Origin of the sequence: Nocardiopsis metallicus, assembly GCF_014201115.1 — a bacterium.
GTDB classification, from domain to species: domain Bacteria; phylum Actinomycetota; class Actinomycetes; order Streptosporangiales; family Streptosporangiaceae; genus Nocardiopsis; species Nocardiopsis metallicus.
In genome coordinates this window covers 3,908,208-3,925,246 of record NZ_JACHDO010000001.1, presented here as the reverse complement: position 1 = coordinate 3,925,246, position 17,039 = coordinate 3,908,208, and the positions used below count along the sequence as shown (strand labels likewise).

Here is a 17,039-nt window from a genome sequence, read left to right as displayed (position 1 = left end):
TCATGCCCTCCGCTCCGTTGTTCATCGCCGGGCCTCCGCACCGCTCAGGAACTCCACCAGCTCGTCGACACTCCGTGCCCCGCTCAACGCCTGCCCGGCGTGCGCGTAGGTGGGGATGGAGCCGACCCCCTGCGCCACGGCCTCCCGGTGGTCGGCCTCGACCTCGGCGGCGAAGTCGTCGGAGTCCAGCAGGGCGTCCACATCCCCCTCGGCGAGCCCGAACCCCTTCCCGGCCCGGCGCAGCGCCTCCGGGGCCGTCAGGTCCTCGCGCCGTTCCAGGTGCGCCGTGTAGAGCTGGTCCCACACCTGTCCGGGGTCGAACCCCCGGGACACAGCGAGTTTGATCAGCCGGTGGGCGGGCCGGGAGCCGACGTTCAGCACCTCGTTCATCTCGATCCCGAGGCCTTCGCGGCGACTCGCCTCCGCCACCCGGCTCCTGGTGGCCTCCCACTGGGCCTGGCTCGTCCCCCACGAGTTCAGCGCGGCGCCGCGCACGGTCCGGTCCGGGGAATCCGGGCCTGCGGGCTCCAGCAGAAAGCTCCGGCGCACCACGGTCACCTCCCGGCCCGCCGCCCCCAGCCGCTCCAGCGCGGCTTTCAGCCGCCGGTGGCCCATCCAGCACCAGGGGCACCTGATGTCGGCCCACACCGTGATCTCGTCCATCGAGTTCTCCGAACCCTCGCCTGCCATGTCCATCGCGTAGAGTCCACCTCGTCAAGTGAACTTGATGTCAAGCCGGCTGGTGGAGGAGAGCCTGATGCCGCAGTTGGACCCGGACATCCTCTGGCTGAAACCGGGGCAGGTGGCCCACAGGGCCGGGGTGGCGGTGTCGGCCCTGCACTACTACGAGAGCCTCGGGCTGATCAGGAGTCGCCGCACGGCGGGCAACCGGCGCGAGTACCGCCGGGACACGCTGCGGATCATCGCGTTCATCCGCACGGCCCAACGCCTTGGCCTGTCCCTGGACCGGATCAAGGGCGCCATCGACCAACTGCCCGAGGAGGGTCTGCCGACCAAACGCGACTGGGCCCGCATCTCACGCCAGTGGTACGACGAGCTGACCGCACGCATCGAGGAGCTGACCGCGCTGCGGGACCGTTTCTCCAACTGCATCGGCTGCGGGTGCCTGTCCCTGGTCTCGTGTCCCTACTCCAACCCGGAGGACATCCTGGGCCGGGACGGCAGCGGAGCCCGACGCTTCCCCTGAGGGCCGTCCCCGGGTTGCCGCAGCGGGCCCCGCCCGCTGCGGCAAGCCCGGCGGAAAAGGTGTTGTGACGTCTTCCGGGTCTCGGACACACTGGCTCGGACGTCGGGCGAGAACGCTCGTGACACCGTCCGAAGAGGACACCACGAACAGGGAGAGCCATTTCACGCTAGTCACCGAGACCGGCGAGGAGTTCGTCTCCTCCAAGGGCCAGGGCGCCAAGGGGCTGGGGCTGGTGCGCTCCGAGGACAACCTGTACTGGAGGGCGGTCACCGCGCACGGGGTCGCCAAGGCCGCGCGCGCCGTCGCGGAGCGCTTCGGCGCGTCCCGGGTGGGTGTGTTCGGCGCGGGGGTCCAGGACCTGAAGTACGGCGAGACCGGCCGCGGTGACCGACCCGGTTACGCGGTGTTCGACATCCGGATCGAGGCGGGCGGTGAGAGCCGGTGGATCGACGCCGCCGAACTGCCCGCCCTGCTCGCGGAGGTGGACCTGCCCGCGGTCCCGGTGCTCTACGACGGCCCCTACGACGAGGCCGCGCTGTTCGCCGCGGCGGAGGGCCAGGAGAGCTGGAGCGGGGCCGCCCTGCACCTGCGGGAGGGCCTGGTCGTCCGGCCCGCCCGGGAACGCTTCTCCGAGGTACTGGTCGGCCGCACGATCACCAAGTTCGTCTCCGACGCCTACCTGATCCGTAAGGGCGGCACCGAGTTCGAATAGGCGTTGTGCATGAGTGCGGTGACCAGGTGCTGTGAGTGACTGTCGACGCCGGGGCGGCCATGGGCGGGGGATCCGCTCTGGGCCGCCCCGGCGAACTCATCGGGCAGGGGCCGCCTCGCGTTCCTCGGCGACCAGGAAGGGATCGAGGACCCCGGGGGCGGCGTCACTCGCGAACAGCGTGCATTCGGCAGCGGCGATGTCGGGGGCCTCGTACCCTCCTGCTCCGGCCGCCGTCATCGTCGCCACGCTCCGCAGCCCCAACAACCGCTGGGGCACCGACTCGCGGATGACGACGGTGCTCACCGCGGAGCGCCGCAGCGCCGTCGTCGCCCGGAAGAACAGCCCGGACCGCACAACCACGTACTCGTCGGCGATCCCGTGGCCCAGGGCCCGGTAGGCGATGACCGCGCCCAGGAGGGCGAGCGGCCCGAGTGCGGCGGCGGTGATCCACACGGCGGCCAACGGAAGGAGGCCGGTGGCGGCCAGTGCCCCCACAGCGCCGGTGAACAGTGCCGTTGTCACCGCGGCCCACCAGAGCCTGCGCCCGAGCGCGGCACGGGGGTGGTGCCGCAGGGGCGTGTCCATGGGGTTGGCGGAGGTCCCCAGCACGGCCCCGGCGATCGGACGGGCCACCCGCACCGGCCCCCGGGGGAGTACGGCGGCGGGTGAGGACATCGACCACTCGTCCAGGCCGGTCGTGACCACCGTGGTGTCGGCGATCCCCAGCCAGCGCCACAGCACCGGCTCGCAGATCTGGACGCCGCGGATCCGGTCGTCGTCCCGGTTGACCTCGCGGGTCCGGAACAGTCCGTGCCGGGTGCGCAGCAGGGTGCCCTTCGCACCGGGAACGCGGGCCAGTTCGAAGTTCCAGTACTCCGTCAGGAAGGCGACCGCGAGTCCGAGCGAGCCGACCACCCCCAGCACGAGTACCCCTGCCAGGGCGGCCCACGTCCAGTGGAGCCCCCAGGTGTCGAGGAGCCCCACGACCCATGATGTGGGGTCCAGGCCCACTGCCGGAGCCAGCATGAAGGCGCCCCAACACAGGCCTGCCGCCATGACGAAGGCCCAGGCGTTGAACATGTTGTACACGAACCAACCTGGGCGGAAACCGGCCAGCACCCGCGTTCGACCGACGTTCTCGTCCGGGGCCGGGCCCGGATCGAGCTCCGTGCCCTCCGGTGAGCGCCGGCGGATCGGTGCGGGTGAACTGAGGGCCAGGAGCCGGCGCAGCTCCTCGGCCTCCGTCTTGGACACCGCGTCCAGCTCGAACGCGGACTCACCGGCGGCCGCCTGCTGGCCCGCGCCGATGGTCAGCACACGCAGTCCCACGATCCGGTGCCAGAACTTGGCGTCCAGGTCCACGCTGCGGATCCGCTCCCTGCGCACCGAACGGTGGTTGCGCACCAGCACGCCGGTCCGTAGCTCCATGTACTCCCCGGTCACGCGGTAGCGGGTGAACATCCAGCGCAGCGCGTCCGCAGCCGCCCTGACAACCCCGATCACGGCGATGATCACCCACGGCATGAGGTTCCCGGTCTGGACGTCCGTGCCGAAGACCCAGGTCGCGATGGTCAGCGGGGCCAGGGACAGCAGGCTCCACACTCCGTCGGCCCAGAGCATCCGGTTGCTCAGCCGCGACCAGGGGACCTCAGCCGCTCGCTCGTGTTCCTCACCCATGGGGCTCACGTGGCGTCACCGGGGGTCCGCTGGGTGACGGCGCGCAGGTTCTCCGCGGTCTCGGCCGCCACCTCGTGGTCGAGCCCGACGATGTCGATCGCTCCCTGTGAGGATGCCGTGGGCACCCGGAGTGTGGCCAGCCCCATGACCTGCTCTAACGGGCCGCGTACCGCGTCCACGGTCTGGATGCGCGAGATCGGTGCCACCCGCCACTCCCGGACCCACCAGCCGCTGAGGCCGTAGACCGCTTCGTCGGTGACCTCCCAGCGGTGGACGGCGTACCGCCACCAGGGCTCCACGACGGCGCCCACCAGCAGGAGCACCGCCGCGACGGCCGCCGCCACGAGGGTCCACGGGCGGGCCGCCTCCCAGAACACGTGGGCCGCGACCGCGACCGCGATGATCGGCGCGAAGATGGCCAGGGACTGGAGCGCCCACAACCGGACGGCTCGGCGTTGGACACGATGGCGCGGTGGCCGCAACCGGGGCACCGGGTCGGCGGTGGGTGGTCCCGGGGTCTGTGCCCCGGAGCGCGGAGCTCCGGGCCCGGAGCCCACGGGGGCGGTGCTCGGTATCGGTGGGTCCTGCGGGGCGGTGGTCATCGGTTCTCCCGGCGGATCGCGTGGTGGACGAAGTCGAGGAGGGTGCCCATCTGGTCGGTGAGGTCGAGGCTCTCGTCCATGACCCATGCGCTGATCAGCGCCTCGGTGCTGCGCAGGATGATGACGGCGGTGGAACGGGGGTCGAACGCCCGGAACTCCCCGTCCCGCTGCCCGCGCTGGAGGAGCCGCGCGAACTCGTCGACCTCCTCGTCCAGCTGGCCGGTGAACGGGTTCGAACCGTCGGCTGAACGGTGGTTCGTGATGATGCTGATCATGGCGAGGAACCCGGTCCGGTGTGCTGCGTAGTACTCCACCTGACCGCTGATCCACGCGCTGACCTGCCCGGTCGCGGTTGGTTCGGCCTCCACCCGGGCGAACATGAACTCCGCGGACGCGTCGATGAACTGCTGCGCGACCAGGACCATGAGCTCGTCCTTGCCCGCGAAGTGGTAGGAGATCACGCTCTTGCTGATCCCCGCCTGCTCGGCGATCCGGGACAGCGAGGCGTTCGCGTAGCCGACCTGGGCCACTGTCTCGGCGGCGGCCCTGATCACCTGTTCGCGCCGTGCCTGCTCGATGAACGAGGCACGCTTCCGACCGGTCGTGTTGTTTCCAGTCTGCATGGTCCTATTCTAGGCCGATCGGTCTGGAAAAGGGCAAGGGCTAATCGAGGACAGTCGTCGAGAAGTCCAGCGGGCCGGCTCCCGGAAACCAGGACCAGCTGCCTGACCTCAGGAAACGGAGCCGCGGTCCTCTTCTCGCCCAGCGGACTCACACGGCTCGTCAGGGGTGCTGGCGTCCGCCATGGGGGAGTCGTCGGGGTGGCGGCGCGACAGCAGGTAGCCCAGGCCGAGCACGAGGCCCGTACCGATCGCCGTGTACCAGGTGAACCCGATCAGCCCCGGCTGGAAGAGGAACAGCCACGACATCGTCGCCACCGCCGCGCAGAAGGCGATGGCCGCGTCCAGCTGGCGGGCCCTGCGCACCCACAGCCCCAGGAAGAACGCGCCGAGCAGACCGCCGTAGGTCAGGCTGGCCACGGACAGGCCCAGTTCCACGACGGGGTTGTCGGTACCGGTGAACAGCGCGGCCGCCGCGATGAAAACCAGACCCCAGCCGAGGGTGAACAGCCGGCTCAGCCGCAGCGCCTGACCGTCGGTGAGCCTGCGGCGGGAGAACTGCTCGTACAGGTCGGTCATGGTCGAGGACGACAGCGCCGACAGCGACGAGGACAGGGTGCTCATCGCCGCGGCGATCACTCCGGCGAGCAGGAGCCCCGCCAGGCCCGGGGGCACCGCCTCCACCACGAACGCCGGGAAGAGTTCGTCGGAGTTGTTCAGGCCGAGCTGCTCGACGGTGGCGGCCTGGAAGTACGAGTACAGCGCCAGCCCCACGGTCAGGAACAGCGCGAACTGGGCGAACACCACCACCCCGCTGACGATCACCGCCTTCTGGGCGTCCCGCAGGCTCCGGCAGCTCAACAGCCGCTGCACGACGATCTGGTCGGCGCCGTGCGAGGCCGTGGACAGCAGGGCGCCGCCCAGGACCGCCGTGACCGTGGCGTACGGAGCGGAGACGGGGTTCGAGGTGAAGTCCAGGAACTGCGTCTTCCCGGCGTCCGCGGCCACGGCCAGGAAGTTCACGTCCAGGCTGGTGGTGATGACGGCCAGGGCCACCACGCCGCCCACGCAGTACAGGCCCATCTGCACGACGTCGACCCAGACCACGGCCCGGATCCCGCCGACCAGGGTGTAGAGGATCGTGACCACACCCATGACAGCGACGATGGCGAAGTAGGAGACCCCGGCCCCGAGCGAGTCGAGGATGATCTTCATCGGGATGGCCGCCGCGAACAGTCGCACCCCGTCGGCCAGCACACGGGTGAACAGGAACGTGACCGAGGCCGTGCTCTGCATGCCCCGACCGAACCGCAGCCCCAGGTAGGTGTAGGCGGTGGTCATCTCGCCCCGGTAGTAGCGGGGCAGCAGCAGGAAGGCCACGACGACCCGCCCGATCAGATAGCCGATCGCCACCTGGAGGAACGTGACGTTGCCCAGGTAGGCCACCCCGGGCACGCTGATCACGGTCAGGGCGCTGGTCTCGGTGGCCACCACCGAAAGGCACACCGCCCACCAGGGCAGTCGCCGACCGCCGATGAAGTAGTCCTTGACGTCGCGTTGCCGACCGGACAGCCGCAGTCCCAACCAGGCCGAGGCCAGTAGGTACACGGCGATGACGACGAGATCGATGGTCTGCACGGTGCCGCTCCCGGGGGTCAGCGGGTCGGTGACCCGGAGTCGGGGGTGCTGACGTACAGGCGGCGGGGCGCCGTCTGGGCCGGGCGGGGCATACGGAGCGGTTCCGCACCCGGGGTGATGCGCCCGGCGACCGGAGCGCGGCGGGCCCCGGTGCACTCGGGCAGTGAACCGGGGAGCCCGTGCCAGCTCAGGAAGCCGATCAGCGCGAACAGGTACGCCTCCTTGGCGTCGCCGTCCAGGCCGATCCGATCGGTGGAGTCCAGTCGTGCCGGGGCGAGGCGGGCGGCCAGCCGCTCCATGAGCACGGGGTTTCGGGTGCCGCCGCCGGAGGCGAGCACCTCCCTGACACCGGAGGGACGCAGGGCGTCGGCGACGGTGACGGCGGTGAGCTCCACCAGGGTGGCGATCAGGTCCGGGTCGGAGAGGGGCCCGACCCGCTTGAGGGCGGAGTCCAGGTAGTCCGGGCCGAACAGTTCCAGCCCGGTGGTCTTGGGCGCCGACAGCCGGTAGTACGGCTCGGTGAGCAGGTGGTCCAGGAGCACCGGGTCGGCGCGGCCGGTCCGGGCCAGGGCCCCGTCCGCGTCGAAGTCGGCCCGTCCGCCGGTCACCAGGCGCATCGCGGCGTCGATGAGGGCGTTGGCGGGGCCGGTGTCGAACGCGCGCGGGGGGTGCCCGTCGCGCACCACGGTGACGTTGGCGATACCGCCGAGGTTCAGCGCGGCGGTCGGCTCGGTACGGCCGCCGAGCAGCAGCAGGTCCAGGGTGCTCGCCAGCGGGGCGCCCTGGCCCCCGGCGGCCACGTCGGCCACCCTCAGGTCCGAGACCACGGGAAGGCCGGTGGCCTCGGCGATCCAGGCGGGTTGTCCGAGCTGGAGGGTGCCGTGCACGGTGGCACCGTCGGCCCAGTGGAAGAGGGTCTGGCCGTGTGAGGCGACCAGGTCGGCCCGTCCGTCGGCGAACTCGGCGATACCGCTCGATACCGCCGCCGCGAACTCCTGGCCGATCCGGGTGTCCAGCCGACAGACGGCCTCCATCGTGGTCGCGGCGGGCGGAAGGGCGCCTCGGATCGCCTCGCGGAGGGGGTCCGAGTAGGGCGTGGTGGCGAACCCCAGCGGGACCAGCCGCAGGAGTGCACCGCCCTCTTCGTACTCGAACCGGGCGGCGGCCACGTCGATACCGTCCGCCGAGGTCCCGGAGGACGCTCCGATGACGATCATGGGGCTCCTGAGTCAGGGGCGGGTGCGGGCGTGCCCGCACCCGCCCGGTCCGTTCGGCCCGGCTCGGCGCCGCTCAGCGCCGTCGGCGCGGGGAGCGCCCTCCGTATCCGGCCAGGTGCAGGGCGGCCAAGAGCAGCCCGGTGAGCATGAGAGTGGTGGTGGTCACGATGCCCTCGATGTTCAGGCCGAGGATCTCGAAGAGGAGAGCGATACCGAACAGGACCGCTGCGATGGTCGCGAACACGGTGCCTCCAGGGGGTTCGGGTGCACTGGTCGTGCGGTGGGGGTGTACCCGGGGGCGGCCCCGGTAATCGGACCAGAGCCGTTCTGGGGCAGGGGGCCGCGTTCGTGGCCACGAGTCCAGTTTGCATGTTCATACATTTAGGTGCATACTTTTTTCATGTCCAAGGTGCTCACTTCCCTGCCTGTCGGTGAACGTGTCGGAATCGCCTTCTCCGGAGGCCTCGACACGTCCGTAGCGGTCGCGTGGATGCGCGAGAAGGGCGCTGTCCCCTGCGCCTACACCGCCGACATCGGCCAGTACGACGAACCCGACATCGCCTCGGTGCCGGGTCGTGCCACCGACTACGGCGCGGAGATCGGCCGCCTGGTCGACTGTCGTGAGGCCCTGGTGGAGGAGGGGCTCGCCGCGCTCGCCTGCGGGGCCTTCCACATCCGCTCCGCCGGTCGCGTCTACTTCAACACCACCCCGATCGGCCGTGCCGTCACCGGCACCCTGCTGGTCCGGGCCATGCTGGAGGACGGCGTCCAGATCTGGGGCGACGGCTCCACCTACAAGGGCAACGACATCGAGCGGTTCTACCGCTACGGTCTGCTCGCCAACCCCTCCCTGCGCATCTACAAGCCGTGGCTCGACGCCGACTTCGTCACCGAGCTCGGCGGCCGCAAGGAGATGTCCGAGTGGCTGCAGGAGCGGGACCTGCCCTACCGGGACAGCACCGAGAAGGCCTACTCCACCGACGCCAACATCTGGGGCGCCACGCACGAGGCCAAGGCCCTCGAGCACCTCGACACCGGCATCGAGATCGTCGACCCGATCATGGGCGTGCGGTTCTGGGACCCCGAGGTCGAGGTCGCCACCGAGGACGTGACGATCGGCTTCGAGAAGGGCCGCCCCGTCAACATCAACGGCAAGACGTTCGCCAACTCGGTCGAGCTGGTCCTGGAGGCCAACGCCATCGGCGGCCGCCACGGCATGGGCATGTCCGACCAGATCGAGAACCGGGTGATCGAGGCCAAGAGCCGGGGCATCTACGAGGCCCCCGGCATGGCGCTGCTGTTCGCCGCCTACGAGCGGCTGGTCAACGCCATCCACAACGAGGACACCCTCGCCACCTACCACAACGAGGGCCGCCGCCTCGGCCGCCTGATGTACGAGGGCCGCTGGCTGGAGCCCCAGGCCCTCATGCAGCGCGAGGCCCTCCAGCGCTGGGTGGGCACCGCCGTCACCGGCGAGGTGACCCTGCGTCTGCGTCGCGGCGACGACTACTCGATCATGGACACCACCGGCGCGGCGTTCAGCTACCACCCGGACAAGCTGTCCATGGAGCGCACCGAGGACTCGGCGTTCGGTCCCAGCGACCGCATCGGCCAGCTGACCATGCGCAACCTGGACATCGCCGACTCCCGCGCCAAGCTGGAGGAGTACGCCGCTCTGGGCATGGTCGGCGAGAGCACGCATCCGACGTCGATCGGTGCCGCCCAGGCGGCCTCGACCGGTCTGATCGGTGCTATGCCCGAGGGCGGCGCCGAGACCATCGCCTCCCGCGGCCAGGGTTCCGAGGACGACCTGCTCGACTACGCGGCCATGGAGGCCGGTACCGACTAGTCCGGGCAGCCCGAGCACTGACGGCGACCGCCCTGCCCGTTCCCTCGGGCGGGGCGGTCGTGCGCGTCGCGCCGACCGCTCGGGTGGTGGGGTCCGGTCAGCCGGGCGCGACGGCCTCGACCGCGCCCCAGGAGAGCTGTTCCAGGTACGGCTCGACCATCGCCGCCTCGGCCAACAGGGTGTCGACGGCCGTGCCGCCCATCTGTGCGCGCAGCTTCCGCTGGTGCTCCCGCACGGACGCGTAGAGCAGACCCCAGGCCTGGCTCTCCCCGGGGAGTTCGTGACGCGGACCGGGCACGAGCCCGGCCTCGAGCAGCGGCTCCGCCCAGGCCGACCCGCCGTCCGCCCCCAGATCCCCGGTCGGCTCGGCCGCCGTGAACAGCAGACGGCCGCCGGGGCGCAGCACGCGCCGCACCTCGCTCAGCGCCGCGTGCGGATCCGGGGCAAGCGCCAGAGCGTCGACGCTGATCACCGTGTCGGCCGAAGCCGTCGTGAGCCCGGTGGCCTCGAAGGTCCCGGTGCGGAACCGGGCGCGCCCGGGAGGCAACCAGTCAGCAGAGCGCTCTCCCGCGATCCGGACCGCCGCCGGGGACCAGTCGATCCCGACCAGTCGCGTGCCGGTCGCACGGGCCAGCCACAGGCCCGGCCCGCCCAGCCCGCAGCCGAGGTCAACCAGTGTGGAACCGGGGGCGGGGCGCAGGGCCGCGACCATCAGGCCGAGCAACCGCCACGGACAGCCGCTGGAGGGCGCCACCTGCGCGGGGTACTGGTCGCCCCAGGCGCCCGCCCACAGTTTCTGGAGGAGAGCGCTCTCATGCTGGGCTCGGAACTGGGCGTCGAAGCCTTGCGGGGTCATGATCTCCACGAGTGGTCTCCTCGGTCGGTTGCGGGCCTGCGGGGCGGGGTTTGCGATTCTGCTGCTGGCCGTGGGCCGGGGCCAGCGACCTTGGTAGGGGCGGGGCCCTACCGAATACCCTGTCGCTCCCCTACGTAAGGAGCGCCCGCATGGCACGGCGTCCGATGGACATCGAGGCCTACACCGAGCGGACCCGCAACGGGCCGTGCTTCATCTGCGCGCTGGTGGCCGGTGAGCCGGGCTTCGAGCACGAGGTGCTGTTCGAGGACGAGGACCACATCGCCTTCCTCGACCGGTACCCCACCCTTCCCGGGCGCACCCTGGTGGCCCCCAAGGCCCATCTGGAGCACGTCGTCCGGGACCTGGACGAGGCGGCCTACACCCGAACCATGCTGGTCGTGCGGGAGGTGGCGCTCGCCGTGGAGGACGTGTTCGAGTCCGAGCGCACCTACCTGCTCTCCCTCGGTAGCCGGCAGGGCAACTCCCACCTGCACTGGCACATCGCGGCGCTGCCGTCAGGGGTCCCGTACGAGGAACAGCAGTTTCACGCGCTGATGACGGAGAACGGCATCCTCGACACCGGCCCGGCCGAGTTCGCCGCCGCGGCCAGGCGCGTTCGCGAAGCCATCCGGACCCGGGGCCGCCTCCGGGGCGGGCGCGGCGGTTGTCCGCCGGACACGCGGTGAGTTCCCGCTGAGCAGGCCCACCCCGGCGATGAGGACCGGACGGGTCGGGCGCCGAACGCGGCAGCCGTGATTTCTTCGGTGATTCGGTTGATGGTCATCCGCGGCTTCACCGGAGGCCTGTCCCCGCGGGGGAGGCTGCCAAGAGGTCGGCCTGGAGCCCGTATGCCGGTCCACGTTCCACCCGTGTGCTGCTCTGCGTGCTGAGTGGTGCACACCCCTGGTCGTACAGCGGAGTGGATCCAAGATTTGACTAATTCCAGAAAAGGCGGCAGACTCCTGAGCATGCCAACCCCTTCGGATTTCGAGCAGATGCTGCGCGAGTCCGCTCTGAGGGTGACGAGCCCGCGGTTAGCTGTGCTCTCCGCCGTGCACGAGAACCCCCACGCGGACACGGAGTCGGTCATCGACATCGTGCGCGGGGAACTCGGAGCGGTCTCCGCCCAGGCCGTCTACGACGTGCTCAAGGCACTGACCACCGCGGGCCTGGTGCGACGCATCCAACCGCAGGGCTCCGTGGCCCGCTACGAAACGCGGGTGGGAGACAACCACCACCACGTCGTATGCAGGTCGTGCGGCGCGATAGCGGACGTCGACTGCGCCGTTGGCCACGCACCGTGCCTGACCGCGTCCGCTGACCACGGTTTCTCGATCGACGAGGCCGAGGTCGTCTACTGGGGCCGGTGCGCTGAGTGCTCCAGCGCCCAGAGCTCCTGAACCACTCCGTTCAACTCTTCCCGTAAGGAAGTCGATGTCTGAGAACAACGAGGTCGTTGCCCCCACCCCGCAGTCCGGGGGCTGCCCCGTCGCTCACGGTGACCAGATCCCGCACCCCACCCAGGGTGACGGCAACCGCGAGTGGTGGCCCAACCAGCTCAACCTGAAGATCCTCGCCAAGAACACCCCCGTGTCGAACCCGCTCGGTGAGGGCTTCGACTACGCGAAGGCCTTCGAGGCCCTCGACCTGGACGCCGTGAAGGCGGACATCGCCGCTCTGCTGACCGACTCCCAGGACTGGTGGCCGGCGGACTTCGGGCACTACGGCCCGCTCATGATCCGCATGGCCTGGCACAGCGCCGGCACCTACCGTTCGCACGACGGCCGCGGCGGCGGCAGCGCCGGTCAGCAGCGCTTCGCCCCGTTGAACAGCTGGCCCGACAACGGCAACCTGGACAAGGCCCGCCGTCTGCTGTGGCCCGTGAAGAAGAAGTACGGCCAGAACATCTCCTGGGCCGACCTGTTCATCCTCACCGGCAACGTCGCCCTGGAGTCCATGGGCTTCGAGACCTTCGGTTTCGGCGGCGGCCGCGAGGACGTGTGGGAGCCCGAGGCCGACGTCTACTGGGGCCCCGAGACCACCTGGCTGGACGACCAGCGCTACAGCGGCGACCGCGAGCTGGAGAAGCCGCTGGCCGCCGTCCAGATGGGCCTCATCTACGTCAACCCGGAGGGCCCCAACGGCAACCCGGACCCGCTGGCCGCCGCCCGCGACATCCGTGAGACCTTCGGCCGCATGGGCATGAACGACGAGGAAACCGTCGCGCTCATCGCCGGCGGCCACACCTTCGGCAAGACCCACGGCGCCGCCCCGGACAGCAACGTCGAGGCCGAGCCCGAGCGCGCCGGCCTGGAGATGCAGGGCCTGGGCTGGAAGAACAACCACGGCACCGGCAAGGGCGCCGACACCATCACCTCCGGCCTGGAGGTCACCTGGACCACCACCCCGGCCGAGTGGAGCGCGGGCTTCTTCAAGAACCTCTTCGAGTTCGAGTACGAGCTCACCAAGAGCCCGGCCGGCGCCAACCAGTGGGTCGCCAAGGACGCCGAGGAGATCATCCCCGACGCCCACGTCCCCGGCAAGAAGCACAAGCCGACCATGCTCACCACCGACCTGTCGCTGCGCGTCGACCCGGTCTACGAGCAGATCTCGCGCCGCTTCTACGAGGACCACCAGGCCTTCAAGGACGCCTTCGCCCGCGCCTGGTTCAAGCTGACCCACCGCGACATGGGCCCCAAGCGCCGCTACCTGGGCCCCGAGGTCCCCGCTGAGGACCTCATCTGGCAGGACCCGCTCCCCGCCCAGCAGGGCGAGGTCATCGGGGACGCGGAGATCACCGCCCTCAAGGCGAAGATCGCCGAGTCCGGCCTGTCCGTCGCCCAGCTGGTCTCCACCGCCTGGGCCTCCGCCTCCACCTACCGCGACAGCGACAAGCGCGGCGGCGCCAACGGCGCCCGCATCCGCCTCGAGCCGCAGATCGACTGGGAGGTCAACAACCCGGCCGAGCTGCGCGGCGTCATCGCCAAGCTCGAGGGCATCGCCGAGGAGTTCAACGCCTCCTCGGCCAAGAAGGTCTCCCTCGCCGACCTGATCGTCCTCGCCGGTGGCGTGGGTGTCGAGCAGGCCGCCAAGGCCGCCGGTCAGGACGTCTCCGTCCCCTTCACCCCGGGCCGCGTGGACGCGACCGACGAGCACACCGACGTCGAGTCGTTCTCCTACCTGGAGCCGACCGCCGACGGTTTCCGCAACTACTACGGCAAGGGCAACCGCCTCCCCGCCGAGTACCTGCTGCTGGACCGCGCCAACCTGCTCGGCCTCAGCGCCCCGGAGACCACCGTCCTGGTGGGCGGCCTGCGTGTCCTGGGCGCCAACTTCGACAACTCCGACCTGGGCGTGTTCACCGACAAGCCGGGCTCGCTGACGAACGACTTCTTCGTCAACCTGCTCGACCTGGGCACCAACTGGTACGCCACCGGTGACAACTCCGAGACCTCGGAGACCTTCGTCGCCAAGGACGACTCCGGTGCGGTCAAGTGGACCGGTAGCCGTGTCGACCTGGTGTTCGGCTCCAACTCCGAGCTGCGCGCCGTGGCCGAGGTGTACGCCTCCGACGACGCCAAGGAGAAGTTCGTCCAGGACTTCGTCGCCGCGTGGAACAAGGTCATGAACGCCGACCGGTTCGACCTGGTCTAGTTCCGGCCGGGGTCCCTGACCCCGGGCTCCCGGAGCTCCCGGGAACGCGACCCTTCCCTGTGCCACCCGGACCGGCCCGACCTGCGAAGGTCGGGCCGGTTCCGTCATGTCCTGGGCGCCGCGGCTGTACCCGTGGCGGGTGTGTCCGGGCCGGTCATGACCGTGGCTGCCCGGTTCGCGGACGTCTGGTGCGCGGCAGGGGCGGCCAGTCCACGCGCCCCACCCGGTCCGGCCCGGTGAGCTGGACGCGGATCCGCTCCGCGGCCGCCTCCGACCGCACCGGGTCGCGCGGTGGCAGGTGCGCCGTGAACCGTGCGAACCCTTCGTGGTCGATCATGGTCTCGCCGAGGCCGAACAGCGACCGGGCCACGACTGGCCTCTCCCCGCTCAGGGGTGGACGAGCGGGAGCTCGAACTCCGTGGCGGGCTCCAGGTCGTCGTCCAGGAGGGTGAGGGTGCCCGGGGCCTCCCCGAACAGCGGATACGGTGCGACCAGGACCCCCTCGCCGGAGGGCGGCGCCTGGGCCGCACGGTACTGGGCCGCGTCGGTCCACTGTTCGTCCAGAACCTCCCCGTTCCGGTCCCACCTGATCAGGAAACCGTGGAACCGGCTGAGGTGGCCCGTCGCGACGATCGTGTTCCCGTCGTCGGAGACGGACAGGTCCGTGATCCAGGGGGTGACCTCCGGGTCCAGATCGGGGTGGCCCTGGGAGCTGTCGAACGTCACCTCGTAGCTTTCCGGTTCCTCGTGGGACCAGGGGTTCCAGAGCAGGACGCGGTCGTAGACGGCGGTGGCGACGAGGTCGTCGGCGGTCGCGATCGGACCGGGGATGTTCCTCGTCCACTCCCGGATCGCGGGGAATCCGGCCACGGGCTCTCCCGTGGCCGCGTCCCACGCTCCGAGCCCGCCGGTGACCGCCGCGAACAGCAGTCGGCCGTCCGGGGAGGTCGCCAGCTCATCCGTGCCCATCCGGTAACCCTCCTGGAACTCGGGGAGGTCGATGGCGTAGAGCTCCTCTCCGCTGCGCACGTCGTATGCGGCCACCACGTTGCCCCCTCCGGAGCTTCCCGTGTAGAGGGTCTGTCCGCCCGGGGACAGGGCCAGGGGCGCGTTGCCCTTGAACTCCTCGGAAAGCGGGATCTCGTGACTCTCATCGGCGTCGAGGTCCCAGATGAGGGCTGTGGGCGTGTCCTTGCTGCGGAGGCCGCCGTCCAGGACGGCCAACGCGGTTCCATCCGGGTCCGTCACCAGCTTCGACTGGTTCAGGGAGAGCGGACCGGAGTCGACGAGTCGCTCGACCGGTTCGGCCTGGTCCGTCTCGTACAGGTGCACACCGGCACTGGAAAGCACGGCGAAGCGGTCCTCGCTCAACCAGGTGAGCTCCCGGACGTCGGCGGGTTCCGGTTCCTCGGCAGCGGTTGGGGTCCGCGGGTTGCGAGAGGAGCCCGGCGAACCCTCCTGCGAGGCGGACGCGTCATCCTCGCCGCCGACCCGCGCGGCGTTCGGTTCGAGGATGATCACGAGCCCAACTACCAGCACCAACGCGGAGAGTACGGCCCCCCAGATCGCCTTCGTGGAGAAACCGTGCGGTTCCGGATCCGGGTACACGGGGTCGTTGCGCTCACGGGGAGTGGAGAGGCCACCCCTGACAGAAGCTGACCTCGCCGGTTCCGTGGCCTCCTCAGCCTTCTCGGACCCGTCGGTCGGCGAGGCCTGGTTCGCCGCCCCGGACTCCTCGGCCCCGGACTCCTCGGGGATCCCGGCGCTTGCGGAATCTCCGCTGAGAGGGCTCTCCCGGGATCCGGGCCGTGACAGGGCCCAACTCGGCAGCGTGTCACACCCCTCGGTCTTCCGGCTGGCCCCGGGCAGCTCCGTACTCCCCGGTACTACACGGTGCCCCTCCGGTACTACGCGGTGCCCTGTCCCCGCGCCTTCCTCAGGCGTCCCATCGGCACCCGACTTCCCCTGGGCTCCTGAATCTTCACCGCCTTCGGATTCCTCTCCGGCCGCCGGGGCTTCGTGGGCCGCCAGCTCCCTACGGGTGACCGCCACCGTGCCCATGACCTTGGTGGCGACGGCGGTGGGCAGCCACGCGGTGGGGTCGTCGGCGCCCGCCTCGGGCAGCGCGGTACCGGTCAGCTCTGCCAGCAGCGATCCCAGGCCGGGGCGGTCCGCGGGGGTCTTGGCCAGGCAAGCGGTGACGAGGGGGAGGAGCTCCTCCGGCAGACCGCTCAGATCGGGTTCCTCGTTGACCACCCGGTACAGCAGGGCGGCCGGGTCACCGGTGCCGAAGGGCTGCCGACCGGTGCCCGCGAACAGCAGTACCCCGCCGAAGGCGAAGAGATCGCTCTCCGGCCCCAGGCGGGCGCCGGTCGCCTGCTCGGGTGACATGAACGCCGGGGTGCCCAGGGTCTGCCCGGTCCTGGTCAGGGCGGTGGCATCGGTGGCCCGTGCGATACCGAAGTCGATGACCTGCGGGCCGCGCGGAGACAGCAGGACGTTGGAGGGCTTCAGGTCCCGGTGGATCAACCCGACCGAGTGGATCGCGGTCAGGGCCCGGGCCAGCCCTGCGGCCAGGGCGCGCAGCGGGCCCTCGGGGAAGGGGCCCGCCTCACGCACCGCGTGGTGGAGGGCGGGACCGGACACGTACTCGGTGGCCAACCACGGGCGCGAGCCCTCGGTGTCGGCGTCGAGCACCCGCGCGGTGTAGGGGCCGTGCACCCGTCGGGCCAGGTCGACCTCTCCGGCGAAGCGGGCACGGAACTCCGCGTCCTCGGCGTACTCGGTGTGGACCGCCTTCACCGCGGCCAGGTCGTCCCCGGCTCCGTCGGCGGCGACCGCGAGGAAGACGACACCCATGCCGCCCGCGCCGACCCTGCGCAGCAGCCGGTAGGGGCCGAGCTGGTGGGGGTCATCGGGGCGCAGGGGTTCCATGAAACCGTTTTCGTCAAGGGTGAGAGGATCCGTGGCGGATCCTAACGAACTTCCCTTCCGGGAGGATCCAGGG

The 17,039-nt window shown here is 70.6% G+C and carries 15 protein-coding genes and 1 pseudogene; 6 read left to right on the top strand and 10 right to left on the bottom strand.

Annotated features, from left to right (window positions below; translation table 11 throughout):
- Positions 1–21: 21 nt before the first annotated feature.
- Positions 22–696, bottom strand: a complete 675-nt coding sequence (locus HNR07_RS17080; RefSeq protein ID WP_246420356.1) for a DsbA family oxidoreductase — start codon at positions 694–696, stop codon at positions 22–24.
- A 61-nt stretch (positions 697–757) separates the two neighbouring features.
- On the opposite strand from HNR07_RS17080, the gene soxR reads away from it, so the two are divergent.
- Positions 758–1,207 (top strand): redox-sensitive transcriptional activator SoxR, encoded by a 450-nt coding sequence (gene soxR, locus HNR07_RS17075; protein ID WP_184372161.1) that lies wholly within the window; start codon positions 758–760, stop codon positions 1,205–1,207.
- A gap of 160 nt (positions 1,208–1,367) precedes the next feature.
- Positions 1,368–1,919 (top strand): annotated as a pseudogene (locus HNR07_RS17070) (RNA ligase family protein); the annotation flags it as partial.
- A 96-nt stretch (positions 1,920–2,015) separates the two neighbouring features.
- Here the strand turns inward: HNR07_RS17070 and HNR07_RS17065 are convergent.
- The 6 genes from HNR07_RS17065 to HNR07_RS17040 all read right to left on the bottom strand — a co-directional run bounded on the left by HNR07_RS17065 (position 2,016) and on the right by HNR07_RS17040 (position 7,917).
- On the bottom strand, positions 2,016–3,596 hold the full coding sequence (locus tag HNR07_RS17065; protein ID WP_221318850.1) for a PH domain-containing protein: 1,581 nt from the start codon (positions 3,594–3,596) through the stop codon (positions 2,016–2,018).
- A 5-nt stretch (positions 3,597–3,601) separates the two neighbouring features.
- Positions 3,602–4,198 (bottom strand): PH domain-containing protein, encoded by a 597-nt coding sequence (locus tag HNR07_RS17060; protein WP_184365843.1) that lies wholly within the window; start codon positions 4,196–4,198, stop codon positions 3,602–3,604.
- A complete protein-coding gene (locus tag HNR07_RS17055; RefSeq protein WP_184365842.1) occupies positions 4,195–4,821 on the bottom strand; it encodes a TetR/AcrR family transcriptional regulator in 627 nt (208 codons plus the stop codon). Before HNR07_RS17055 ends, HNR07_RS17060 begins: the two co-directional genes overlap by 4 nt.
- 108 nt (positions 4,822–4,929) lie before the next feature.
- Positions 4,930–6,456: a sodium:solute symporter gene (locus HNR07_RS17050; protein ID WP_184365841.1), complete on the bottom strand. Its 1,527-nt coding sequence runs from the start codon at positions 6,454–6,456 to the stop codon at positions 4,930–4,932.
- A gap of 17 nt (positions 6,457–6,473) precedes the next feature.
- Positions 6,474–7,673: an anhydro-N-acetylmuramic acid kinase gene (locus HNR07_RS17045; RefSeq protein ID WP_184365840.1), complete on the bottom strand. Its 1,200-nt coding sequence runs from the start codon at positions 7,671–7,673 to the stop codon at positions 6,474–6,476.
- Between the two features lie 73 nt (positions 7,674–7,746).
- On the bottom strand, positions 7,747–7,917 hold the full coding sequence (locus tag HNR07_RS17040; RefSeq protein WP_184365839.1) for a hypothetical protein: 171 nt from the start codon (positions 7,915–7,917) through the stop codon (positions 7,747–7,749).
- Positions 7,918–8,073: 156 nt separating this feature from the next.
- Between HNR07_RS17040 and argG the strand changes: the two genes are divergently transcribed.
- Positions 8,074–9,522: an argininosuccinate synthase gene (gene argG, locus HNR07_RS17035; protein ID WP_184365838.1), complete on the top strand. Its 1,449-nt coding sequence runs from the start codon at positions 8,074–8,076 to the stop codon at positions 9,520–9,522.
- Positions 9,523–9,619: 97 nt separating this feature from the next.
- On the opposite strand, the gene HNR07_RS17030 is transcribed toward argG, so the two are convergent.
- A complete protein-coding gene (locus tag HNR07_RS17030) occupies positions 9,620–10,378 on the bottom strand; it encodes a class I SAM-dependent methyltransferase (RefSeq protein ID WP_221319551.1) in 759 nt (252 codons plus the stop codon).
- A gap of 149 nt (positions 10,379–10,527) precedes the next feature.
- Between HNR07_RS17030 and HNR07_RS17025 the strand changes: the two genes are divergently transcribed.
- The 3 genes from HNR07_RS17025 (at position 10,528) to katG (ending at position 14,032) form a co-directional block, all read left to right on the top strand.
- Positions 10,528–11,064, top strand: coding sequence for an HIT family protein (locus tag HNR07_RS17025; protein WP_246420352.1), 537 nt, complete (start codon positions 10,528–10,530; stop codon positions 11,062–11,064).
- Positions 11,065–11,346: 282 nt separating this feature from the next.
- Positions 11,347–11,778 carry a Fur family transcriptional regulator gene (locus HNR07_RS17020; RefSeq protein ID WP_184365836.1) on the top strand — a complete coding sequence of 144 codons (432 nt, stop codon included), beginning with the start codon at positions 11,347–11,349 and terminating at the stop codon, positions 11,776–11,778.
- A gap of 34 nt (positions 11,779–11,812) precedes the next feature.
- The gene (gene katG, locus HNR07_RS17015; protein ID WP_184365835.1) at positions 11,813–14,032 is read left to right on the top strand and encodes a catalase/peroxidase HPI; all 2,220 of its coding nucleotides are present in this window, start codon (positions 11,813–11,815) and stop codon (positions 14,030–14,032) included.
- A 154-nt stretch (positions 14,033–14,186) separates the two neighbouring features.
- Here the strand turns inward: katG and HNR07_RS17010 are convergent, their stop codons facing one another.
- Together HNR07_RS17010 and HNR07_RS17005 are read right to left on the bottom strand one after the other, a co-directional pair.
- Positions 14,187–14,402 carry a hypothetical protein gene (locus HNR07_RS17010; protein WP_184365834.1) on the bottom strand — a complete coding sequence of 72 codons (216 nt, stop codon included), beginning with the start codon at positions 14,400–14,402 and terminating at the stop codon, positions 14,187–14,189.
- A gap of 17 nt (positions 14,403–14,419) precedes the next feature.
- Positions 14,420–16,966 (bottom strand): protein kinase domain-containing protein, encoded by a 2,547-nt coding sequence (locus HNR07_RS17005; RefSeq protein ID WP_184365833.1) that lies wholly within the window; start codon positions 16,964–16,966, stop codon positions 14,420–14,422.
- Positions 16,967–17,039 lie beyond the last annotated feature (73 nt).